Consider the following 22028-nt stretch of genomic DNA (forward strand, 5'->3'; position numbering starts at 1 on the left):
AGGTGCTGCCGCTCGGCGCGGGACGGCTCGACCCGCTGTCCCGGCTGGTGAGCCTGCCGACCGGTGAGCATGTGGCGCTGTCGGGGCGGGAGGCGCGGCTGCTGATGGCGCTGGCGACCCGTCCGGGGCAGGTGCACACGCGCGCGTCGCTGCGGCAACGCGTGTTCGACGAGGCCCGGACGGAGTCGATCGTCGACACCTACGTCTACTACTTACGCAGCAAGTTGGGCGCGGACGTCGTGCGCACCGTGCGCGGCGTGGGCTACCGGCTGGGTGAGCTGTGAACGGCCGTCCCATCCGGGACCCGGACCGGCGGCTGCTGTCAAAGATCCGCGGCGATGTCACCGTCCAGGTCGCGGGTGTCGCCGTGCTGCTGTTGGGGATCCTCGGTACGGTCGTCTACCGCACGGCCGCGACCGGTCTCGACGCGCCCGCGCGGCGCAGGCTGCTGCGGACGGTCGCCGCCACGGAGGCCGCGGCCCTGCCGGTCGCGCTGCTGACCGGCCGCGCCATCGCCGACCGGACGCTCGCGCCGCTGGACGAGGCCCTCGCGCGACGGCGACGGTTCGCGGCGGACGTCGGCCACGAGCTGCGCGCCCCGCTGACCCGCTTACACACCCGCGCGCAGCTCACCGCGCGGCGGCTGCGCAACGGCACGGACGTCACCGCGGACGTGGACCGGCTCGTCACCGGCACCCGGCAGCTCGGCGAGGTCGTCGAGGACGTGCTGGCGTCGGCGGTGCCGCCGGGGCGGGGTCCGGCGGCGCTCGTCCCCGTCGACCTCGGCGCGCTCGCCCGGGAACTGGCCGCCGCCGAGTCGGCGCGGGCGCTGGAACGCGGCGTGACGATCGAGGTCACCGGACCCGACGGCGCGTCCACCGGCGGGCCCGTCGTCCCGGGGCGGGAGACGGCGCTGCGGCGGGTGCTGTCCGCGCTGGTCGACAACGCGCTCGGCCACACGCATCGCGGCGGACGTGTCCGGCTGTCGCTGTCGAGCACACCGGCGCTGGTGGAGTTGACCGTCCGCGACGACGGCGACGGCTTCGACCCGCGCGGCGCGGGGCACCTGTTCGACCGGTTCGCCAGCGGACGGAGCGGTGGTCACGGCCTCGGTCTCGCCCTGGCCCGGGAGGTCGTGGAGGGTCTCGGCGGCACGCTCACCGCCGAGGGCGGGCCGGGCGCCGGAGCGGCGTTCACGATCCGTTTTCCGACCGACCCCCATGTGCGGGCGCGCGGTCGTCGGGTGGACTGTAGGTCAGGCCGAGCGTGCCGGAGACCTCGATGAGCATCAGCTCGAACATCGGCTCGGCGTCGTCCAGCGAGAAGTCGAGGTGGCCGAAGGCCTCCAGGCTGACGCCGCCCTGCAACCTGATCCAGCACTTGAGGAACTGCTGGATCACGCCGAGCGGCAGCTCCACGCCGATCTCGTCGCGGTAGCGGCGGAGCTGCGGCCGCAGGACGGGGTCGATCTCGTCGTCGGCCGGGATGGGGAACGGCTTCTTCCGCCACAGCTCCAGGAACAGGTTCATGAACGTCCAGCCGAACCTGCGGGCGCACTCCTCGGCGAAGTCGGCCCTCTCCTGGTCGGTCGCGCGGCCGCGCACGGGCGCCCCGAACAACAGCCCGTACTCGCGGGGATGCGACAGGGCCCAGCGCCGGAACTGGCGTGACACGGCCAGGAACTTGCCGCTCATGTCGCCCGGCGTGACCCGGTGGATCGCCTCGTGCAAGTCGTCGGTCAGCTCGGTGAAGATGTCGCCGACGACGTGCCGGAGCAGCTCCCCGTGGCTGTCGAAGTAGCGGTAGAGCGCCGGGGCCGTCATGCCCATCTCCCGGGCGATGGCCCGGAGCGTCACCGCCTCCGGGCCCTGTTCGACAAGGATCCGCCGGGCCGTCTCGGAGATCTCCTTGACCGTCGCCGCCCGCAGCCGGTCACGCCGGGATTCCACAGCGTCGCCCCTCCTCTCTTGGTCCGCGGTTCCGCTCACCGGTTCCCCCGCATGATTCCTCAAGAACACCCTTGACGACAGCGAACGACGTATGCATAGTTAACAGCGTTCTCAGTTTACAACGTTCACTACGGTGACGGGATGTCACACCGCGTGCCGGACAGGCAGGAGGAACGGGGATGTTCGAGCGATGGGGACGATGGGTCCATCGGCGCCGCAGATGGGTCCTCGCCGTCGCGGGCGCGGCACTGGTCTTCGCCGGTGTCTGGGGGACGGGCGTGTTCGGCGCGCTGGCGTCGGCCGGCGGCTTCCACACCCCCGGCAGCGAGAGCGTGCGGGCGGCCGAGATCGCCGAGCGCGATCTCGGGCGCGACGCGGCCGACGTCGTGATCCTCTACGAGGGCCGCACGACCGTCGACGATCCGCGGTTCCGCGCGTCGGTCGAGCAGGCGCTCGGTGCCCTGCCCAAGGACAAGATCGCCGGGACGACCACCTACTGGACGACCGGCTCCCCGCAGTTCGTCAGCGAGGACAAGACCGCCACCTACGCGGTCCTGCGGCTCGCGGGCGCCGACGAGGCGGCCCGCGAGGACGGCTATGAGGCGATCCGGGACGATCTCACCAAGGTCGGCGGCGGGCTGACCGCCAAGGTCGGTGGGGGCGTCGGCACCGAGACCGCCGTCAACGAGCGCGTCTCGTCCGACATCGCCCGCGCCGAGAGCATGGCCATGCCCGTGCTGCTCGTCCTGCTGGTGCTGATCTTCGGCGGGCTGGTCGCGGCGAGCCTGCCGCTGCTGATCGGGGGTTTCGCGATCCTCGGCTCGTTCACCGCGCTGCACGCCCTCACCTATGTGACCGACGTGTCGATCTTCGCGGTGAACATCACCACGTTCCTCGGGCTCGGCCTCGCCATCGACTACGGCCTGTTCGTGGTGACCCGCTTCCGGGACGAGTCGCGCAAGCCCGGCGTCACCCCCGAGGACGTCATGGCCACGACGATGGCCACGGCCGGACGCACCGTCGCCGTCTCCGGCATCACCGTCGCCGTGTCACTGTCCGGGCTGCTGCTGTTCGACCAGGCGTTCCTCGTCTCCATGGGCTACGGCGGCATCGCGACCGTGATCGTCTGCATGATCGGCGCGCTGACCGTGCTGCCCGCGATGCTGGCCGTCCTCGGCCCGAAGGTGAACGCGCTGTCGGTCCGCGGGCGCCGGGGCCGCCGCGCCCGGGAGGCGGGGGGCGAGAGCCGGTTCGACGCCTGGTGGGGACGGCTCGCGGTCAGCGTCATGCGCCGTCCGATCGTCTACATCGTCGCCACGTTCGCGCTGCTCCTCGCGCTCGGCGCCCCGTTCCTGCACGTCAGTTGGGGCGGCCTGGACGCCAGGGTGCTGCCCACGGGCACCGACGCCCGGGTCGTCGCCGAGACGCTGGAGACCAGGTTCGAGCGCAACTCCACCGTTCCCATCGAGGCCGTGGTGACGGGGACGTCCGACCAGGCGGCCGTCCAGGCGTACCGGGGCCGCCTGGACGCGCTGCCGGGAGTCACCGCCGCCACCGTGACCGGCGCCAAGGGCACCACGACGCGGATCGCGCTGCAGTACGAGGTCGACCCGAACTCCGGCGCCGCCCGCGACCTGGTCCGGCAGGTGCGGGACGTGCCCGCCCCGCCCGGCGCGCAGGCCCGGATCGGCGGCGACACCGCCGAGCTCGTCGACCAGCTCGACAGCATCGGCTCGAAACTGCCATGGCTCGCCCTGTTCGTCGGCGGCGCGACGTTCATCCTGCTCTTCCTGGCCTTCGGATCGCTGCTGCTGCCGCTGAAGGCGATCCTGATGAACATGCTGTCGCTGACGGCCACGTTCGGCATCGTCGTGCTGATCTTCCAGGACGGCAATCTGTCCGGGCTGCTGAACTTCACCGCGACCGGCGACCTCAGCCCGGCCATGCCGATCCTGATGCTGGCCATGCTGTTCGGCATCTCGATGGACTACGAGGTGTTCCTGCTGTCGCGGGTCAGGGAGCAGTACGACAAGACCGGTGACAACACGGCCGCGGTCGCCGCGGGCGTGCAGCGCACCGGCGCCATCATCACCAGCGCGGCGCTGCTGTTCATCATCGTGATCGGCGCGTTCTCCACGTCCGGCATCACGTTCATCAAGATGACCGGCGTCGGCATGGCGATCGCGATCCTGCTGGACGCGACCGTCGTCCGGGCCCTGCTGGTGCCCGCGACGATGCGGCTGATGGGCCGCGCGAACTGGTGGGCGCCCGGCCCGCTCGGCCGCGTCTACGGCCGGTTCGGCATCCGCGAGGGCGGCGACGCGCCCGACCCGGCGCCGCGACCCCCGCTGGAGCCCGTGGCCTGACCCGGCCGTCCGCACGCTCATCTCCGCATATCAGTGCCCCGGACCTCGCGAGGGCCGGGGCACTGATATGCGCAAACCACTTGTGATCCGCCTCACCCGCCAAGACACTGAATCCAATTCCACCCCCCGCCGCGCCCTTTCTTGCGCGCGCTCTTGTGCATTTGGAGGAAAGCATGTCCGCGCAGGTGATCATCGAAGGGGAGGAGGCGCTCGGGCACCTGGAGCGCCTCACCGCCGAGCTGCGCTCCCGCGGTTGGACGGTCGAGGTCGCCGCTCCCCACGACCGCCGTCCGTCCGCGATCGTCGCCGACCCGCGGAACCCGCACCTGAGCGACGGCGTCATCGCCGCCCAGGAAGGCCCGGACGGCTCCTGGTCGTACTTCTACGCCTGGGGCGAGCGGATCGCTTCGTGCGCCGACCCGTCCGCCGCGGCGGCGGCGCTCGGCCGCGTGCTCGACGCACGTCGCGACGCCTGAACCGTTCGGCGCACGGGAACGACCTCTCACCGCACCCAAGGGGTGAGAACTCCCGCCCGGTGGGGATGATCGTGAGTCATCGACCGCGGGGGACCGGTCCGCACCGGTGCCCCGCGACCGCTCCCGCAACCGAAGAAGGACGTCATGCGAACAACCGCCCGCGCCGCCCTCACCCTGGCGGCCGCCGGAGCCGTGCTCGTTCCGCTCGCGACCCCCGCCCTGGCCCGTCCCGACAAGATCGTCGTCAATGGCCCGACCTACGTCTACGACCAGGCGTTCAAGGACGTCAAAACCAAGATCACGGCGCAGCGCACGAAGGACACGACGAGCGTGCTGCTCCAGGCGTCGGGCTTCCCCGCCGAGGCCGCCGGCAAGACCTTCGGCGTCCACGTGCACGTGAACCCGTGCGGACCGAAGGGCGAGGACGCCGGCCCGCACTACATGAACCCCGACGGCTCCCACGACCTGCCGATGGAGCAGATGGAGATCTGGCTCGACGTCACGGTCGCCAAGGACGGCACCGGCCACTCCGGTGACACCGTGCCGTGGAGGGTCGCCAAGAAGGCGGCCGGTTCGGTCATCATCCACGCCCTGCCCACCGACCCCGCGACCGGCGGCGCCGGGGCACGGAACATCTGCACCACCGTTCCGTTCTAGCGGAGCCCGTCGAACCGCCGCGGTCCTGACCCTCGCGGTGGAACACGTCGACGCGCGGCCGCAGGACGACCTGTGGCGGGGTCAGGCCGACTTGCGGCCGCGGCTCTTCGCCGGCTCCTTCTTCGAGCCGGACTTCGACGACCCTCTCCCGGTGGACTTCTTCTCGTCCGACTTCCCGGACGCGGCCCCGCTCTTGCCGCCCTTGCCACCGCCCTTGGCGGTCTCCTTGGCGCCGTCCCGTTCGCCGCGGCTCTTCTTCGCCGCCTCGACGCTGGCGCGCAGCGCGCTCAGCAGGTCGGCCGCCGGTTCCTCCGCCGCCTCCTCGGCGGGCCGCGCGACCTCCCGACCCTCGACCTTGGCGTCGATCACCGCCTGCAGCGCCTCCCGGTAGGCGTCCTTGTACTCCGCCGGGTCGAACTCGCCCTCCATGGACTCGATCAGCGACGTCGCCATCGACAGTTCCTGCTTGCGGACCTCGATGTCCTCGTCCAGGAACGGGAAGTCGGGGGTGCGGACCTCGTCCGGCCACAGCATCGTCTCCAGCACGAAGACGCCGCCGCGCACCCGCAGCGTCGCCAGCGACTCCCGCTGCCGGATCGCGATCTTGACGATGGCGACCTGCCCGGACTCCTCCAGCGCGTCGCGCAGCAGCACGTACGGCTTGGCGCCCTGCGCGTCGGGCTCCAGGTAGTACGACTTCGCGAAGTAGATCGGGTCGACCTCCTCCTGTTCCACGAACTGGAGGACGTCGATACGGCGGCTGGACGACAACGGCAGGTCGGCGAAGTCCTCGTCGGTGAGCACGACCATCTCGCCGCTCGGCAGCTCGAACCCCTTGGCGATGTCGGAGTACGGCACCTCCTCACCGTCGGCCGTGCACACCCGCTTGTACTTGATGCGCGCCCCGTCCTCGCGGTGCACCTGGTGGAAACTGACGTCCCTCTGCTCGGTCGCCGAATACAGCTTCACCGGTATCGTCACCAGCCCGAACGAGATGGCGCCCTTCCAGATACTGCGCATGACCAGTCCCTACCCAGCGCGTTCCTGCCCCTAGCGTCGCAAAATCGCTCGATTTCGCGCCACCGGGGCCCCTTGATCCTTTGCCGTGCGGTGGTATCGGGTAAGACGGCGGTATGACCATGCCGTGGCCCGTTGAGCCGATGATGGCCGCCACCGGAGACCTCCCCTCCGACGGCGAGAAATGGGGCCTGGAGCTGAAGTGGGACGGCGTCCGCGTCCTGTCGCACGTCTCCGCGGGAGGCGTGCGGGCCTGCGGGCGCCGCGGCGGGGACGTCACCGGCCGCTACCCCGAGCTCTCCGCCCTGGCCGACCTTCTCCCCCACCACGACGTGATCCTGGACGGCGAGGTCGTCGCCTTCGAGGAGGGACGACCCAGCTTCGGACGGCTCCAACGCCGTATGCACGTGGCCCACCCCGACCCGAGACTGATCCGCGAGGTTCCCGTCCGCTACGTCGTCTTCGACGTCCTCTACCTGGACGGGCACTTCCTCTACGACATGCCGTACGCGCAGCGCCGCACCGTACTGGCCGAACTGGACGTCGCGGGCTCCGGGCCCGTGGAGGTGCCCCCCTACCTGCACGGCGGCGACACCGCCCAGGTGGACGAACTCCTCGACTTCACCCGCGAGCAGCACCTGGAGGGGCTGCTCGCCAAACGCCTGAACTCCCCGTACCGTCCCGGCCGCCGCGTCGACTTCTGGCGCAAGGTGAAGAACTTCCTGACCCGCGAGGTCATCGTCTGCGGCTGGAAGCCCGGCAAGGGACGCCGCGAGGGCGGCGTCGGCTCGCTGCTGCTCGGCGAGTACGACGTGAAGGGCCTGCTCGGCTTCGTCGGGCATGTCGGCACCGGCTTCAGCGACCGCGCCCTGGACGAGCTGTACGAGACGCTGTGGCCGCTGCGCCGTCCCACCAGCCCCTACGACGAGCCCGTTCCGCGCGAGTTCGCCCGCGACGCCCAGTGGGTCGAACCGCTGCTCGTCGGCGAGGTCGCCTACAGCGCCCGGACCAGGGACGGCCGCCTGCGCTTCCCGTCCTGGCGCGGCCTCCGCGACGACAAGGACCCCCTGGAGGTCACCAGTGAAGAGTGAGAGTGAGAGTGACGCGTGACCTCGAAGCGCACGACCGTGGAGGTCGAGGGACGGCAGGTGTCGCTGTCCAACCTCGACAAGAACCTGTATCCCGAGTTCACCAAGGGCGAGGTCATCGACTACTACGCCCGGATCGCCCCCGTGATGCTACCGCATCTGAAGGACCGCGCGGCGACCCGTATCCGCTGGCCCGACGGCGTGGACGGCGCCAAGTTCTTCGAGAAGAACGCGCCGTCCCACACCCCCGACTGGGTCCGGACGGCGACGATCCCGACGCCCGGCAGTTCCACGGGCCGCGACACCCTCGACTTCGTCGTCGTCGACGACCTGCCCACGCTCGTGTGGTGCGCCAACCTCGCCGCGCTGGAACTGCACGTCCCGCAGTGGAAGGTCGGGCCGCGCGGCGGGGTGCGCAACCCCGACCTTGTCGTCTTCGACCTCGATCCGGGCGAACCGGCGACGATCGTGGAGGCGTGCGAGGTGGCGCACCTGCTCCGCGACCTGCTCGCCGAGGACGGTCTGGAGTCGTATCCGAAGACCAGCGGCAAGAAGGGCCTGCACCTGTACGTGCCGATCAAGGAGCCGACGAACGCGGAGCGGACGTCGGAGTACGCCAAGACCGCCGCGCGGCGGCTCGCCGAGGAGCATCCCCGGCTCGTCGTCGCGAAGATGGAGAAGCGGCTGCGCAAGGGCAGGATCTTCGTCGACTGGAGCCAGAACAACCCGGCCAAGACGACCGTCGCGCCCTACTCGCTGCGCGCGGCCCGGCGGCCGTCGGTGTCCACGCCGGTCACCTGGGACGAGTTGGAGTCCTGCGCCGACGCCGCCGACCTGGTGTTCACGCCCGCCGAGATCCTCGACCGCGTCGACGAGCACGGCGACCTGCTCGAACCGCTGCTGAAGGACCACCGGCCCCTCCCCTGAACGGCTCGGTCGAACGGCTCGGCACCCCAGACCGATGCCGCATGTAGTCGAACCGGCACGCTCCGCCGCCGCCGTCCGCCACCATGGTCCGCGGGGGACCACCATGGTTCGGAGGGATGAACGTGTCGCAGAACCACCACTACGACGCCGTCGTGCTGGGCGGGGGAACCGCCGGGGAGCTGGTGGCGTCCGGCCTCGCCCGCGCGGGACGGGACGTCGCGCTCGTCGAGTGCCGTCTCGTCGGCGGCGAGTCGCCGTACTTCGCGTGCGTGCCGTCGAAGTCGCTGCTGTCGTCGGCGCGGCGCGGCGAGACCTGGGAGCTGGCCGTCGCCCGCCGGGACGAGCTGACCCGGCGCCGCTCCGACGACCCCGCCGTCGCGCGGATGGCCGAGGCGGGCGTGACCGTGCTGCGCGGCCGGGGCCGCGTCCTCGAACCCGGCCGGATCGAGGTGGCCGGCGCGGTGCACGGTTACCGCGACCTCGTCGTCTGCACGGGCGGGGAGCCGGTGATCCCGCCCGTCGACGGCCTCGCCGACGTTCCGCTGTGGACCAGCGCCGAGGCGCTGTCGGTTCCCGACCTGCCGCGCCGCCTGGCCGTCCTCGGCGGCGGCCCGGTCGGCTGCGAGCTGGCGCAGGTGTACGCGGCGTTCGGGTCGCAGGTGGCGGTCGTCGAGGCGTCCGGGCGGCTGCTGACCGCCGAGGCACCGTTCGCCGGGGAGGTCCTCGCCGACGCGCTCCGCCGGATGGGCGTCGACCTGCGGCTCGGCGCGGCGCTCACCTCCGTCGAACGCAAGGACACCGGGCTGCGGCTGTGGCTGTCGGACGGCGGAACGCTCGACGCCGACCGGATCCTCGTCGCCGCCGGCCGCCGCCCGCGCGTCACGGGTCTCGGACTCGAGAAGCTCGGCGTCGTCGTCCGGCCCGGGCACGGGCTGCCGGTGGACGAGACATGCCGGGTGCCGTCCGAGTCGGGCGGCGTGTGGGCGGCCGGTGACGTCACCGGAGTCGCCCGGACGACGCACGCGGCCCGCCACCAGGCGGGGGTGGCGCTGTCCAACCTCCTCGGACACCGCCGCGAGGCCGACTACCGCGCCGTCCCCCGCGTCGTCCACACCACGCCGACCGTCTACTCCGTGGGCGTCTCGCCGACACGGGCCGCCGAACTCGGCATAGACCTGCTCACCGCCGGGTACGACCTCGCCGCGACGGCCCGGGCGGCGGTCGAGGCGGACGAGCGCGGCCGGGTGGAACTGTACGCCGACCGCGACCGCGGAGTACTGATCGGCGCGGCCGCGGCCGGAGTGGGCGCGGCGGAGTGGATGGGCGAGATCGCGCTGGCCATCCGCGCGGAGACACCGCTCCGCCTGCTCGCCGACGTCGTCCACCCGTTCCCGACCTATGGCGAGTCCGTCGAGGCGCCGCTGCGGGAACTGGCCGAACATGTGCGAGGAGGACCCGAATGAGCGAGATCGACGACCTGGAACCCCCGGTGCCGGGCGACGCCGACCCCGCGGAGGCCGCCCGGATCGGCCGGGCCGACGAGGCGGACGCCGCGGAGCAGCTCGCCGCGATCGACGACGAGGAGACGCCACGCGAGTGGTTCGCGCAGCTCCCCGACGACGTCAACGAGGCGGACGCGGCCGAGCAGCGGCTCGAGGTCCCGCTCGACGAGGACGACTACCGGTGACCGCAATACACTGACCCGCGTGGCGGACCCCCGGCGGCCGTTGTCCGTGACCGACGGAGTTACCCACGCGTAGGATGGTGGGATTGTTCCCGCGCGGCGGACACCCCTGATCCGTCGCCAGAACGGCTGATCGGAGAGTGTGGTGACCGCGACCCCGGACGCACGCCCCCGCGGCACGAGGCTGCCACGGCTGGCGCGCCGCAGGCAGTTGCTCGGCGCGGCGCAGGAGGTGTTCGTCGCCCAGGGGTACCACGCCGCGGCGATGGACGAGATCGCCGAACGCGCGGGCGTCAGCAAACCCGTTCTCTACCAGCACTTCCCCGGAAAACTGGAGCTGTATCTGGCGCTGCTCGACGAGCACGCCGAGGCACTGGTGAAGATCGTCCGGGAGGCGCTGGACTCCACGTCGGACAACAAGCTGCGCGTCCAGGCGAGCATCCGGGCCTTCTACGACTTCGTCGCCGGTGAGGGCGAGGCGTACCGGCTGGTCTTCGAGTCCGACCTGCGCAACGTCGCGCCCGTCCGCGCCCGCGTCGACCGCGCCAACCAGCAGTGCGCCGAGATGATCGCCCAGGTCATCGCCGAGGACACCGACGCCCCGAGCGACGAGGCCCACCTGCTCGGCATGGGCCTGGTCGGCATGGCCGAGGTCAGCGCCCGCTACTGGCTGTCCCAGCACCGCGCCATCCCCAAGGACACCGCCGAGAAGATCATCGCCCGGCTGGCCTGGCGCGGCATCTCCGGCTTCCCCCGCTCCGGCGACCTCTCGTAACTGTGTTGATTGCAGGACCGGCCCACTTCGCTCGCCTGGCGGCTCGCTACGTGACCGTTCCTGGGCGAACGCGACATCGCTTTGCGATCCGCCCGGTTCCGCTCGCCTTCGGCTTCGCTACACCGGGCGGGGCACGCGTTCGTGTGGGCGGCTGAGGCCACTTCGCAACAGGCCTTCGACCCGGCGCGCCGGCCGGACGCCGGTTTCACCCTCGGCCGAACCCCGGGACGGCGCGTCCGGCCGTCCGCGTGCGACCATCGGAAGGGTCCGCCGGTGGTCGGTGGGACATATGGGTCTTGTGGGACGAGGGGAGCATTCGCGTGCAGGTTCGCATCGGCGTGCAGAACATCGCGAGGGAACTCACGGTCGACACCCGGCAGTCGGCCGACGAGGTGCAGGCCGCGCTGGCCGACGCGCTCGCCCAGCCGCACGGGGTGCTCGTCCTTCACGACCGCCGCTCCGGACGCGTCGTCGTCCCCGCCGACCAGGTCGGCTACCTGGAGATCTCCGAGGACGAACAGCGCAGCGTCGGCTTCGGCGGCTAGCTCTTCCGCGGGCATCTCGACCGGGACTTGACCCGGGTTTTGTTTGAAACTTGCACGGTGGGCACAACGATCTCCGACCACGGGCTTCGGCCCCACGGAAAAAGAATGGATGATCGACATGCTCACGACGATCCTCTGGTTCATCGTGGTCGGTGCCGTCATCGGAGCCTTGGCACGACTGCTCGTCCCGGGACGGAACCCGATCGGAATGCTGCTCACGGTGCTCGTCGGGATCGCCGGCGCCATCGTCGGTGGCGTGATCGCCGGCGCGCTCGGCGCGGGGAGCCTCGTCGCCTTCGTCTTCGCCGTGCTGATCGCGGCGCTCGGCGTCGTCGCGCTCACCTCGGCGAACACCCGGGGCCACGGTCGGCGCGGCGGCTGGCGGGGCGGCTGGCGACCGCGCCGCCGCACCTACTGACCCACCGATCTCCACGCATCGAACGGGGAGGCCCCCGCCCCTGAACGGCGGGGGCCTCCCCGTTCCCGCGTCCCATGTCCGGAAGTGGCCGTCGCGGAGGCGGTGCCCGACCCGCCGTCCCGCCCGCGTCCCCGCCACGAGAAGGCCCTGGCGGGCAAGGCTTGGAATAGACCGAACCACACGAACGTTAGGTACGGAGATCGGCTATTGGTGTATGCAATCAACGGTCGGTACACTGCGTCGCGGAGTGTGACCGCACGCAGCCACAGCGAGTGACTGCTTTCAACCCCTGACTGCGGTCGCCGAGAGATTTGAGCAACGGCTGGTCCCTCCCGCGCGAGCGCGCGGCCGGAGGAAACGATCGGCGGGCGCGACCGTACGGGGAGATCCGTACGACGACCGCCCTCCGCCGTGCCGCGCCGCACCCGGGAGCGGAGACCCCGCACATTGGAGGCTGAAAGCCCTGACTACCTTTCGTGAACTCGGGGTCGTCCCCGAAATAGCAGATGCCCTCGAGGCCGAGGGCATCGTCGAAGCGTTCCCCATCCAGGAGCTCGCCCTGCCGATCGCGCTGGGCGGGCACGACATCATCGGCCAGGCCCGCACGGGCACCGGCAAGACCCTCGCGTTCGGCGCCGCGCTGCTCCAGCGCATCGAGCACGGCGGCCGTGAGCCGCGCGCGCTCGTGGTCGCGCCGACCCGCGAACTGGCCCTCCAGGTCACCGACGACCTCCTCGTGGCGGGCGGCAAGCTCGGCACGCGTGTCCTGTCGGTGTACGGGGGGCGGGCCTACGAGCCGCAGATCAGCGCGCTGCGCGACGGCGTCGACGTCGTCGTCGGCACGCCCGGGCGGCTGCTCGACCTCGTCAAGCAGAAGCATCTCGACCTCTCCAAGATCGGGGTCCTGGTGCTGGACGAGGCCGACCGGATGCTCGACCTCGGGTTCCTGCCCGACATCGAGCGGATCGTCGAGCGGATCCCGGCGCAGCGGCAGACCATGCTGTTCTCCGCGACCATGCCCGGCGAGATCGTCGCGCTGTCGCGCCGGTACCTGACCCGGCCCACCAACGTCCGGGCCGAGTCGCACACCGAGTCGGACGCGACGCCGCAGGTCGTCCAGCACGTCTTCCAGGCCCACCAGATGGACAAGCCGGAGATGCTGGCCCGGCTGCTCCAGGCCGAGGGCCGTGGTCTCACCATGGTCTTCTGCCAGACGAAGCGGGCGTGCGACCGGGTCGCCGCCGACCTGGAGCAGCGCGGCTTCGACGCCGCCGCGGTCCATGGCGACCTCGGGCAGAGCCAGCGGGAGCGGGCGCTGCGCGCGTTCCGCAACGGCAAGATCGGCGTGCTGGTCGCCACCGACGTCGCCGCGCGCGGCCTCGACGTCGACGACGTGACCCATGTCGTCAACTTCGAGTGCCCCGACAGCGCCGACACCTACGTGCACCGCATCGGCCGGACGGGCCGCGCGGGCAAGGAGGGTGTGGCCGTCACGTTCGTCGACTGGTCCGACCTCACCCGGTGGAAGCTGATCAACGGCACGCTCGACCTGCCGTTCGCCAACCCGGAGGAGACGTACTCCACGTCCCCGCACTTCTTCGAGACGCTCGGCATTCCCGAGGGCACGAAGGGCCGCCTGCCCGCCGACCAGCGGAACGGGCGCGCCGGGCTGGCGGCCGAGGAGCTGGAGGACATCGGCGAGACCGGCAAGGTCCGCACCGGCCATGTCCGGGAGGACCGGGAGCGTCCGCGGCCGCGTCGCCGCAAGCGCAACCGGGCCCGTACCCGCGCCGGGAAGCCCATCGAGGCCGGCGCCGCGGCCGGCACCGCGGCGAGCGCGGCGCGGTCCGACAAGGCGACCGCCTCGTCCGGCGACAACGTCGTCGACGCCGTCGCCACCGAGCGCAAGCGCAGCCGTAACCGGCGCCGCACCCGCTCGGGCAAGCCGACCGGCGCACCGGCGGCGACCGGGGCCGACACGGCCGGGTCGCAGAGCGCCTGAGGGCCGACCGCGAGACTCCCGTTCGTCTCGCGGTGGCCCGCCCGCCTCGTCTCCGACCTACCCGTCCCGCAGTTTCAACGCGGTGGCGGGATGGTCGGTGACCAGCACGGCGACGCGCGGATCACTGAGGAAGCGCTGCATCACGGGCTCGGCGTTGACCGTCCACACCATGGCGGGGATCCCGGCGCGCCCGCACTGCCGCAGCACGCCCACCCGCGCGAGGCGGTGGTTCACGGCGACCATGTCGGCGCCCGCCTTCCGGATGAGCCGCAGCGGCGCGAAGTCGTGCGCGGCGCCGCGTTCCCACAGGTTGCGGCCGACCGACAGCGCCGTCCGGACGCCGGGAAAGCTCTTCTTGATCTCGACCAGGGAGAGCACCTCCCGGGTGGTGACGACGAAACGGTCCCGTCCGAACGCCTCCATGGCCATCGCGACGGTCTCGTGCTCGCAGCCGCGTTCCTTGAGGTCGAGGTGGCCCATCGCCCGGGTCGCGATGATCTGCATCGCCTCGCCGACCAGCGGAACCGGACGCGGCGAAAGCTCCTGCGCCCGCTCGTAGGTGAGGCGTTTCAGGGGCAGCCCCGCGAGGTCGGGGTCATGGTGGACGACGAGTCGCCCGTCCGCCGTCCGCCGGATGTCGATCTCCACATACTCGGCACCGGACTCGACGGCCTCGGTGAGGCCCGTCAGCCCCGCTTCGTCGCGGCGATGCGCGGAGACGGCAGGCTTCGGACGCACCCTGCGACGCTACCACCGGCGGGTTTTCGGCATGGGTCCGCCGCGGGGCTTTGAGTATGGTTGTCACCTGTGAGTACGCCCCGGTTCCTGAAGCTGCCTCCCGGCGTTCGCCGGACCACCATCGAGACCTCCCGCGGCGCCTTCGCCGTCCTGGAGGCCCTGCCGGGTTCCGGCGTTCCCGAACGCCGTCCCGCGCTCCTCGTTCCGGGTTTCACCGGCAGCAAGGAGGACTTCCTCGGCGTGCTCCAGACGCTCGCCGCGTCCGGGCGCCGCGTCGTGTCGATCGACATGCGCGGCCAGTACGAGTCGATCGGCGGGGACGACCCGTCCGCGTACACACGTGCCGCCCTGGCCGAGGACCTCACCTCGCTGCTCGACGCGCTCGGTCCCGAGCCCGCCCATCTGGTCGGCCACTCGTTCGGCGGCCTGGTGTGCCAGGAGACCGTCCTCGCGGCCGAGGCCCCGGTCTCGTCGCTCACGTTGATGAGCTCCGGGCCGTCCGCCGTCACCGGGCAGGCCGCCACGAAGGCGCAGATGCTCCGCGACGCCATCCCGGAACTCGGCATGCCGACGATCTGGGAGATCGCCCTCGGGCCCGACTACGGCAAACGCGGCCTCCAGGACGAGATCGTCGCGTTCATCAAGGCCCGCACGCTCGGCAACTCCGAGACCGGCCTGATCGGCATGGCCAACGAGATCCTCACCGCCGCCGACCGCGTCGACGATCTCATCAAGCACTGCGCCGACACGGGCCTGCGCACCCTCGTCCTGTACGGCGAGGACGACGACGTGTGGACGCCCGAAGCGCAGGCGGCGATGGCCGAGCGGCTCAACGCGTCCAAGGTCGTCATCCCCGGCGCCGCGCACTCCCCCGCCTGGGACGCGCCCGAGACGACGGCGACGGCCCTGACGACGTTCTGGAACAGGTGCGAGAACCCTCAGACGTCGTCGCGGTAGGCGACCCCGGCGAGGGCCTCGGCGTCACCGAGCATGTGCAGGACGACCGGTTCGTCACGCCGCAGGCCCTCGCGCGCCACCTCCAACGGATCAACGTGCCGTTCGCGACCGTCCCCACCGGTCACCGTCACCACGTACCGAGGGCCGTCGTCGGCTGCGACGACGTCCCAGCGCCCGCCATGCTCGCTCAGCAGGACGAGCGCGATGAACGCGGCGATCTGTGTCCGGAGCCACGACCGGTCGTCGTCGTCGAACTCGCCGAGGGGGAGGCTCGACAGGAACCCGTCCCAGGGGCCGAGCAGGACCAGCGGGTCCTCCTCGACGTCCCGCGCGGGCACCCCGAGTTCCTCGGCCATCGACAGCGCGGCGTCGCGCCCCTCCCGCGCCCACTCCCCGAGCCCGGCCCGCGCCTCGGTCAGGCGGTCCGGCCCGTCGCTCGATAAGTCAGCCATGCCTCTCCTTCGCGATCAGACCATTGTCGTCGCGATCACGTTCGGCTACCGAAAGACCGCACACCGGAGCCGAATTCGCCCTAGGCTGGGCGTATGCCGGTGGATTACCGAGCCCCGAACATCAATGCCCGGAGCCTGGGGCAACAACTGCGAAAGATCCGGGAAATCCTCGAACTGTCCTACACCGACGCGGCCTCGCTCCTCAACCGGAACGCCGACTGGCTCGCCCGCGTCGAGACGGGCTTCGGGCACGTCACGCCCGACGAGGTCGCCGCGATCCTGGACGCCTACGGCGCGCCGCTCAAACTCCGCGACTTCCTGGTCGACCTCGCGTCCCGCCCGGACGGCCCGCCGTGGCTGGCCCGCCATGTCGGCAGGCTGAAGGCACTGGTCCGCGACATCTACACCGTCGAGTCGGAGTCGCCGCTGATCCACACCTTCGGCATCGCGCGGATACCGGAACTCGTCCGCTGCGAGGCGTACGCCCGGCTGATCTTCGAGCACAACGTCCCCGAGGTGGACGTCGACGAGGAGTGGGACCTGCTCGCCCACCGCCAGCGCCACCGCCCCGGCGGCGAGCCCCGCACCTTCGACGTGATCCTCGACGGCTACATGCTGGAGCATCACGGCGGCCCACCGGCCGTCATGCACGCCCAGCTGACCCACCTGCTCGACCTCGGCGCCGACGGCCGGTCGACGGTCCGCGTCATTCCCACGTCCACGGGTGGCCACGCGGGCCTGAACGGCTCCTTCGACGTCCTGGACTTCCCCGGCGTCACCGACCGGGTCTCCATCGTCCACACCGCCCTCGGCATCGACGCGGCCAGCGCCGACCTGTGGGACACGTGGACCGATCTCGAGGCCGTCACCCTCACCGCCGCCGATTCCCGCGTCCTCCTCGAAACCCACCGCGCCGCCCTGAACGTCTAGCGGACGGCGAGGCCGGTCCGGCCCCCTCTCCGGACCGACCTCGCCCCGACCGCTACGAGCCGGACATCACGCTCTCCAGCCATTCCCGATGCACGGTCACATCGGTGTAGATGCCCAACCCCGTCGAACAGTCGGCGATGTGGCTGTCACGCGGGATCTCGACGCGGCTGAACGCGCCGAGCAACCGCCAACCGGTGGCGGTCCGGCGCAGCAACGGCCCACCGGAATCTCCGAAGCAGGGGCCGCCGACGTCGGTGTCGCCCGCCGGGTTACCGGCGCACAGCTCGGTGTTCTTCTCGATGGGCGCTCTCACGTTCACGCATTCCGCGACCTGGTGGACGGTCGAGTCGAGCTGCTGCAACGTCTCGGGCATGTCGCTGGGGCAGCGGTCGACGTCCCTCTTGGGCGCGGTGCATCCCCATCCGAGCATCCGGACCCGGGTACCGGTGGGCGGGCGGACGTCCAACGCGACCGGGGCGTACGAGACGGGCTCGTCGAGCTGGATCAGCGCGATGTCGAAATAGGAGGGGTCGCCCTCGGGGTGCAGGACGATCCGCTCCGCGCCGCGAAGGCTTCCGCCTTCCGACTTGTGGGGACTGCCGATCCGGAGCCGGACGTCCTCGGGTTCGGTACCGAAATCCACGCAGTGAAAGGCGGTGACGACCCATTCGGGGTCGATCAGGCTGCCTCCGCAGAAGTGCCCGACCTCGTCGCTCTGCAACGAGGCCATGAACGGATACGGTTCGGTCGCGTCCCGCCCACCAATGATCATGGTGGAGGGGCCGCCGCCGGGCTCGGGTCCGGCCAGCGCGGCCGGCGTCCCGAGGCCGAGCCCCAGCAGCGTCACGGCCCACGCGAGCAGCGCGAATCGGAGATTGTGCACGGTGCACGTCCTCCCGATGTCGAAGGGATGATCTTGCGCTTCGACGCTAGGACCCGCCGACCACAGCAGACGATCCAGCCACCACGTCAACCTCGGTACGGCGACCTGTACTTCGCCGGGCCCGGGAAAGACCGTCGGCGGGCGTCGGATCGCCGGTCCCGTGCGGTTCGAAAACCCCGAGCCCGATCCTCTGCCGCGAAGATCGGCCGGATTCGGTCTGGATCATTGTGGGTGACTGGGGGCCGGACCGATGAAAGTGTGCACCAATAGGTTCTGTCCCGTGCGGGCAGGAGGCGGAAAGGAGGCGTCCGGTGACGGGGACCGAGTGGGTGGCGGAGACCGCGGTCGGGTTTCTGGTGCGGAGGCTTCGGCGGGCGGATTCGGAGGCGGAGCGGGCGCTGGACGCGGGGATGGACGCGGTCCACGACCTGATCGTCGCCCGGCTGGGCGCCGATCCGGCGCTGGCGCTCCTGGCCGAGCAGGCGATGGTCGGGCCGGTGAGCGACCGGACGGTGCGACGGGTCACGGACGCGGTCGCCGAGGAGGCCGACACCGACCCCGACTTCGCGGAGCGGTTGCGATGCCTGGTGGAGGATCTCCAGCGCGCCGAGCGCGCCGTGACGGCGTCGGGTGAGCGGTCGGTCGCGATCGGCGGCGACAACTCCGGCATCGTCTCGACCGGCGACGACGCGACGAACACCGCCCAGCACGCGAAGGCGTCCGGAGACGCCGTCGTCTACCAGGCCGGACGGGACCAGACGTTCAACGACCGATGACCGGCACCCCACCGGCGGAAGGCGTGCGCGGCACGCGGTCGCCTCGGGGTTCGCGAAGGTGTTCCAGGCCGCCGGAGACCTGTCCCGTCCGCGCGCCCGCGAATTCGGCCCGGCTCGCGGGCGTGGGAGCGGCCGAGCGTGCTGCTGCGGGCGTCCAACGAGCTGGTCGGGTTCACCGGCCGCACCGAGGAACGGCGGCGGTCACGGGAGTGGCGGGACGAGCCGGTGCCGCTGCCGGTGCGACTCGTGCGCGGCCCCGGCGGGCAGGGCAAGACCCGGCCGGCCGGGCAACTCGCTCACGAGTGGACGGCGCGGGGATGGCGCGCCCTCTGTCTTCGGCCGACCCCGCATCGGCCACCAGCTTCAGGAACCTCCGCCCTCGGGCGGCGGCTTCGTGCCGTCATGGTGCGGTCGGCTGCCCGTGGACCAGAAGATCCGATCGCTGCGGCCCTTCCCCGAGGCCGTCAGTCCCTTTTGCCGTGAGATCAGCCACTGGTGGTAAAGCTGCCGGTTGGCCGCGTACTTCTCCCACAGCGTGGGGTCGGCGCAGACGACGATCTGTAGGGCTGGGACTGCGGGAGCAGGTGGGGCTTGGGTTGCCCGACGCCCGCTGGACATGCATGGCGGCGCGCTAAACGCGCCCGCCACCGGTGGCGCGGTCCCCGGGCGACGTCAGGTCGGGGGCCTCTCCCCGCGCCATCCGCCGCCCGTTCTCGGAGGCCTGCACCTCGAAGGGGTCGCGGGGGCTGGAGATCTTCGTCCCGGTCCCGTCGTCGGTGCCGGCCACCTCGCCCATGGCCTGCTGCCAGACGTGTCCGGCCTCGTGGTACAGCGTCTCGTCGTCGAGGCCCGACCGGCCACTGATGATGTGCGAGCCGGTGGTGTAGGCCATGGCGCCGTGGTCGTCCGCCGAACGCTGCGCGACGGGACCGTCATGGATACGGACGTGGCCGAACTTCATCGGGTACGCCTGCTCCATGCGCTCGACGATGTGCGCGGGCAGCGGCCTGCCGGGGGTGGCGATCGCCTCGGTCGGCGACACCCGGCGCTGCACGGGTGTCTCCCCGTGGCCGCATCCCGGACCGTGCTCGTGCAGATCGGTGTCCACGCGGCGCTGCACCGAGGGATTCGCGTGCCCGCACCCGGGCCCGTGCTGGTGCCGGGCCTCGACGATCGCGCCGGAGACGGCCGCGTTCCCGGCCAGCCGCTGGAGCGAGAGGAACCGGCCCGCCAACCCGGGCGGCTGAGGCGGCCGGGGCCGGTGCCCGGCCGGCTCGTTGCCACGGTCCCGGTCCTTGCCGGTGTCCTGCGCGCGCACGAGCGCCTCCTCCAGCGTGGTTGCACATCCGTACGACATCGTCCTCCGGCCCGCCCGGACCGGGTAGGGCCATGAGGGCACCTTCGGGGGCAGAGGGACTGCCCCCGAGAACCCTTCGGCGGACGCGGGTGGCCGAAGGCGTCCGACCACCGCCCGCCGGAAGGCGGGGTGGAACCGTCCGGTGGTCGACCTCAGATCGGCTTGCGCCACACGGAGACGTGCTTCGCGGAGTCCTCGGTGAACGGCGTCCCGTCCCAGTCCGCGACGCGACGTTCCAGCTCAAGGCCCGCGATCCGTGCCATCAGGTCGAGTTCCGCGGGCCAGGCGTACCGGTGCCGGGAGCTGTCGCGACGGTAACGGCCGTCGTCACCGTCGCGGGTGAGGTGGTGCGAGACGAGGATCTGCTCCACCAGGTCGAAGGTGTCGAAGCCGAGATGCCGCTCGGAGACGTCGAACGGCACCGCGACCTGGCCCGGCGGCAGGAACCGCAGCGACGGCACGCCCAGCTCGATGACGAACCGGCCGCCGGGCCGCAGATGGCGTGCGGCGTTGCGGAAGCATTCGACCTGCTCGTCCTGCGTGAGCAGGTTGGAGATCGTGTTGTAGACGAGATAGACCAGGGCGAACTCGCCGGGAACGACGGTGGTGGCCATGTCCCCGATGGTCACCGGGAGGGTCTCCTCGTCGATCTTGCGCCGCAGCACGGCCGCCATGTGCTCGGACAGCTCGATGCCCGCAACCGGTACGCCGCGTTCCCGGAGCGGAACGCCCACCCGTCCCGTTCCGATGGCGAACTCCAGCGCCCGGCCATCCCCGGCGAGTTCGGCGAGGAAGTCGAGCGTCGGGCCGAGAACGGCGGCCGAGGACATCTCGGTCTCCTCGGCGTCGTAGCGGTCTGCGGTCGCACGAGTCCACAGTTCACTGCTTGTCACAGGCGGCCACTCTGCCGCGAGCCGAGGGGCGATGTCGACGCATTTATGGTCTTCGCTCGCCGGTGGCGCCGCCGATGCGTTCGCGGAGAAAGTCGGCGCGGCCGTTGCGGCGAGCGTGGACGTCCAACGCCACGACCACGCCGTGACGGTGTCGGGCGAACGGTCGGTCGCGATCGGAGGCGACAACTCCGGCATCGTCTCGACCGGTGACCGGCACCCCACCGACCGACGCCATGCACCGGCACGCGGTTCGCGAAGGTGTTCCGGGTGATCACGGGCCTGGTTTTCCCGTACTCGTCGAAGTGATCACCCTCGTCCGAGTGCCACCGGGTTCACCGGCCGGACGATCGTTGTCGTCGGGGACGAGCGTGTGCGGGAGTTCGAACCAGACGCGGAGGCGGCCGTCGTCGAGGTGCACGAAGCCCCACGACTTGGCGAGCGCCCCCAGGATCGGCAGGCCGCGCCCGGACTCGCCGTCCGGGTCGTCGCGATGGTGCGGCAGGGTGCTGCCGCCCTCGTCGGTGACCTCGATCCGGACGTTGAGGGCGTCCACGAAGACGTCCACCTCCACGAAGGCACCGGTGCCGTGGACGATCGCGTTGGTGAGCGTCTCGGAGAGCAGCAGAACGCCCTCCTCACAGACACTGTGCTCCGGGCCGAACAGCGGTTCGAGCAGAGCCATCAGCCACCGGCGACCATTCGCCACGTTCTGGGGCGCGGACGGGATGGCGCACGCCCCCAGGTGAAGCCGCTTCACCGGACACCCGCCGTCCACGCCACCCGCGCGGCGGTCTCGGCGACGTCCGCCGCCGCGCACCACTGGCCGCCGAAGGCGTAGAGCCACCGCCCCCGGTAGTCGACCGCCGCAACCCCTAGCCACTGCCGAGGCCACGCCGCCCCCGCCACCCACAGGACGGACTCCCCCGCCTTCGGGTGGACGAGCATGGACGTGCACCGCTGCCGCTCCCCCAGCCGGTAACAGAGATCAGCCAGGAGGCCGAACCGCACCTCGTGCGGTCGCTGATCCACAGACATCATCGGACGCCCCTTCTCCGGGCAAGCGGGCACCAGAAATCACGGACTTTATTCCGTGATCACCCACCTACCGTGCGTGATTGTCGCTACGGTCAGAGTGTGA

Annotated in this window: 25 protein-coding genes; 16 read left to right on the forward strand and 9 right to left on the reverse strand. The window is 71.4% G+C overall.

The genetic code is table 11. From position 1 onward, the window contains the following. Positions 1–71 precede the first annotated feature (71 nt). Positions 72–284, forward strand: a complete 213-nt coding sequence (locus BZB76_RS36740; RefSeq protein ID WP_420534818.1) for a winged helix-turn-helix domain-containing protein — start codon at positions 72–74, stop codon at positions 282–284. Further along, positions 281–1285: a sensor histidine kinase gene (locus tag BZB76_RS22795; RefSeq protein WP_121436451.1), complete on the forward strand. Its 1005-nt coding sequence runs from the start codon at positions 281–283 to the stop codon at positions 1283–1285. The genes BZB76_RS36740 and BZB76_RS22795 overlap by 4 nt, the downstream gene beginning before the upstream one ends. Here BZB76_RS22795 and BZB76_RS22800 read toward each other — a convergent pair. Next, a complete protein-coding gene (locus tag BZB76_RS22800) occupies positions 1194–1949 on the reverse strand; it encodes a TetR/AcrR family transcriptional regulator (RefSeq protein ID WP_121436452.1) in 756 nt (251 codons plus the stop codon). The two genes, BZB76_RS22795 and BZB76_RS22800, sit on opposite strands and share 92 nt — an antisense overlap. Positions 1950–2128: 179 nt before the next feature. Between BZB76_RS22800 and BZB76_RS22805 the strand changes: the two genes are divergently transcribed. From BZB76_RS22805 to BZB76_RS22815, 3 genes are all read left to right on the forward strand, one after another. After that, entirely contained in the window at positions 2129–4315 is a 2187-nt protein-coding gene (locus BZB76_RS22805) for an MMPL family transporter (RefSeq protein ID WP_121436453.1), read from the forward strand. Between the two features lie 173 nt (positions 4316–4488). Then, positions 4489–4791 carry a hypothetical protein gene (locus BZB76_RS22810; protein ID WP_121436454.1) on the forward strand — a complete coding sequence of 101 codons (303 nt, stop codon included), beginning with the start codon at positions 4489–4491 and terminating at the stop codon, positions 4789–4791. A 144-nt stretch (positions 4792–4935) separates the two neighbouring features. After that, entirely contained in the window at positions 4936–5448 is a 513-nt protein-coding gene (locus tag BZB76_RS22815) for a superoxide dismutase family protein (protein ID WP_121436455.1), read from the forward strand. Between the two features lie 81 nt (positions 5449–5529). On the opposite strand, the gene ku is transcribed toward BZB76_RS22815, so the two are convergent. Beyond that, positions 5530–6468, reverse strand: coding sequence for a non-homologous end joining protein Ku (gene ku, locus BZB76_RS22820; RefSeq protein WP_121436456.1), 939 nt, complete (start codon positions 6466–6468; stop codon positions 5530–5532). A 113-nt stretch (positions 6469–6581) separates the two neighbouring features. On the opposite strand from ku, the gene ligD (BZB76_RS22825) reads away from it, so the two are divergent. The 8 genes from ligD (BZB76_RS22825) (at position 6582) to BZB76_RS22860 (ending at position 13904) form a co-directional block, all read left to right on the forward strand. Next, complete coding sequence (ligD, locus tag BZB76_RS22825; protein ID WP_121436457.1) at positions 6582–7556, forward strand: non-homologous end-joining DNA ligase; 975 nt, start codon at positions 6582–6584, stop codon at positions 7554–7556. Positions 7557–7571: 15 nt separating this feature from the next. Beyond that, the gene (gene ligD, locus BZB76_RS22830; RefSeq protein ID WP_121436458.1) at positions 7572–8480 is read left to right on the forward strand and encodes a non-homologous end-joining DNA ligase; all 909 of its coding nucleotides are present in this window, start codon (positions 7572–7574) and stop codon (positions 8478–8480) included. Positions 8481–8596: 116 nt separating this feature from the next. After that, positions 8597–9943, forward strand: coding sequence for a dihydrolipoyl dehydrogenase family protein (locus tag BZB76_RS22835; RefSeq protein ID WP_121436459.1), 1347 nt, complete (start codon positions 8597–8599; stop codon positions 9941–9943). Continuing rightward, on the forward strand, positions 9940–10167 hold the full coding sequence (locus tag BZB76_RS22840; protein ID WP_121436460.1) for a hypothetical protein: 228 nt from the start codon (positions 9940–9942) through the stop codon (positions 10165–10167). The genes BZB76_RS22835 and BZB76_RS22840 overlap by 4 nt, the downstream gene beginning before the upstream one ends. Positions 10168–10309: 142 nt before the next feature. After that, complete coding sequence (locus BZB76_RS22845; RefSeq protein WP_121436461.1) at positions 10310–10939, forward strand: TetR/AcrR family transcriptional regulator; 630 nt, start codon at positions 10310–10312, stop codon at positions 10937–10939. 320 nt (positions 10940–11259) lie between these two features. Then, the gene (locus BZB76_RS22850) at positions 11260–11484 is read left to right on the forward strand and encodes a DUF3107 domain-containing protein (RefSeq protein WP_121436462.1); all 225 of its coding nucleotides are present in this window, start codon (positions 11260–11262) and stop codon (positions 11482–11484) included. A gap of 109 nt (positions 11485–11593) precedes the next feature. Continuing rightward, on the forward strand, positions 11594–11902 hold the full coding sequence (locus BZB76_RS22855) for a GlsB/YeaQ/YmgE family stress response membrane protein (protein WP_211343142.1): 309 nt from the start codon (positions 11594–11596) through the stop codon (positions 11900–11902). Positions 11903–12401: 499 nt separating this feature from the next. Then, entirely contained in the window at positions 12402–13904 is a 1503-nt protein-coding gene (locus tag BZB76_RS22860) for a DEAD/DEAH box helicase (RefSeq protein ID WP_246007188.1), read from the forward strand. Positions 13905–13961: 57 nt separating this feature from the next. Here BZB76_RS22860 and BZB76_RS22865 read toward each other — a convergent pair whose 3' ends face one another. Next, positions 13962–14642 carry a glycerophosphodiester phosphodiesterase gene (locus BZB76_RS22865; RefSeq protein WP_121436464.1) on the reverse strand — a complete coding sequence of 227 codons (681 nt, stop codon included), beginning with the start codon at positions 14640–14642 and terminating at the stop codon, positions 13962–13964. A gap of 69 nt (positions 14643–14711) precedes the next feature. On the opposite strand from BZB76_RS22865, the gene BZB76_RS22870 reads away from it, so the two are divergent. Beyond that, positions 14712–15599 carry an alpha/beta fold hydrolase gene (locus BZB76_RS22870; RefSeq protein WP_121436465.1) on the forward strand — a complete coding sequence of 296 codons (888 nt, stop codon included), beginning with the start codon at positions 14712–14714 and terminating at the stop codon, positions 15597–15599. Here BZB76_RS22870 and BZB76_RS34895 read toward each other — a convergent pair. Next, entirely contained in the window at positions 15581–16051 is a 471-nt protein-coding gene (locus BZB76_RS34895; protein ID WP_170180710.1) for a hypothetical protein, read from the reverse strand. The two genes, BZB76_RS22870 and BZB76_RS34895, sit on opposite strands and share 19 nt — an antisense overlap. A gap of 93 nt (positions 16052–16144) precedes the next feature. Between BZB76_RS34895 and BZB76_RS22880 the strand changes: the two genes are divergently transcribed. After that, positions 16145–16981, forward strand: a complete 837-nt coding sequence (locus tag BZB76_RS22880) for a helix-turn-helix domain-containing protein (RefSeq protein WP_121436466.1) — start codon at positions 16145–16147, stop codon at positions 16979–16981. 52 nt (positions 16982–17033) lie between these two features. On the opposite strand, the gene BZB76_RS22885 is transcribed toward BZB76_RS22880, so the two are convergent. Then, positions 17034–17864 carry a S1 family peptidase gene (locus BZB76_RS22885; protein WP_121436467.1) on the reverse strand — a complete coding sequence of 277 codons (831 nt, stop codon included), beginning with the start codon at positions 17862–17864 and terminating at the stop codon, positions 17034–17036. Between the two features lie 311 nt (positions 17865–18175). Between BZB76_RS22885 and BZB76_RS22890 the strand changes: the two genes are divergently transcribed. Next, the gene (locus BZB76_RS22890) at positions 18176–18640 is read left to right on the forward strand and encodes a chromosome partitioning protein (RefSeq protein WP_121436468.1); all 465 of its coding nucleotides are present in this window, start codon (positions 18176–18178) and stop codon (positions 18638–18640) included. 631 nt (positions 18641–19271) lie between these two features. Here the strand turns inward: BZB76_RS22890 and BZB76_RS22895 are convergent. From BZB76_RS22895 to BZB76_RS22915, 4 genes are all read right to left on the reverse strand, one after another. Continuing rightward, positions 19272–19958, reverse strand: a complete 687-nt coding sequence (locus tag BZB76_RS22895; RefSeq protein WP_211343143.1) for an eCIS core domain-containing protein — start codon at positions 19956–19958, stop codon at positions 19272–19274. A gap of 191 nt (positions 19959–20149) precedes the next feature. Continuing rightward, entirely contained in the window at positions 20150–20827 is a 678-nt protein-coding gene (locus BZB76_RS22900) for a class I SAM-dependent DNA methyltransferase (protein ID WP_211343171.1), read from the reverse strand. Between the two features lie 334 nt (positions 20828–21161). Continuing rightward, positions 21162–21734 (reverse strand): ATP-binding protein, encoded by a 573-nt coding sequence (locus tag BZB76_RS22910; RefSeq protein WP_337959766.1) that lies wholly within the window; start codon positions 21732–21734, stop codon positions 21162–21164. Beyond that, positions 21644–21928 (reverse strand): hypothetical protein, encoded by a 285-nt coding sequence (locus BZB76_RS22915; protein ID WP_121436472.1) that lies wholly within the window; start codon positions 21926–21928, stop codon positions 21644–21646. The genes BZB76_RS22910 and BZB76_RS22915 overlap by 91 nt, the downstream gene beginning before the upstream one ends. Positions 21929–22028: the final 100 nt, after the last annotated feature.

The sequence above is a fragment of the Actinomadura pelletieri DSM 43383 genome, assembly GCF_003634705.1.
GTDB classification, from domain to species: domain Bacteria; phylum Actinomycetota; class Actinomycetes; order Streptosporangiales; family Streptosporangiaceae; genus Spirillospora; species Spirillospora pelletieri.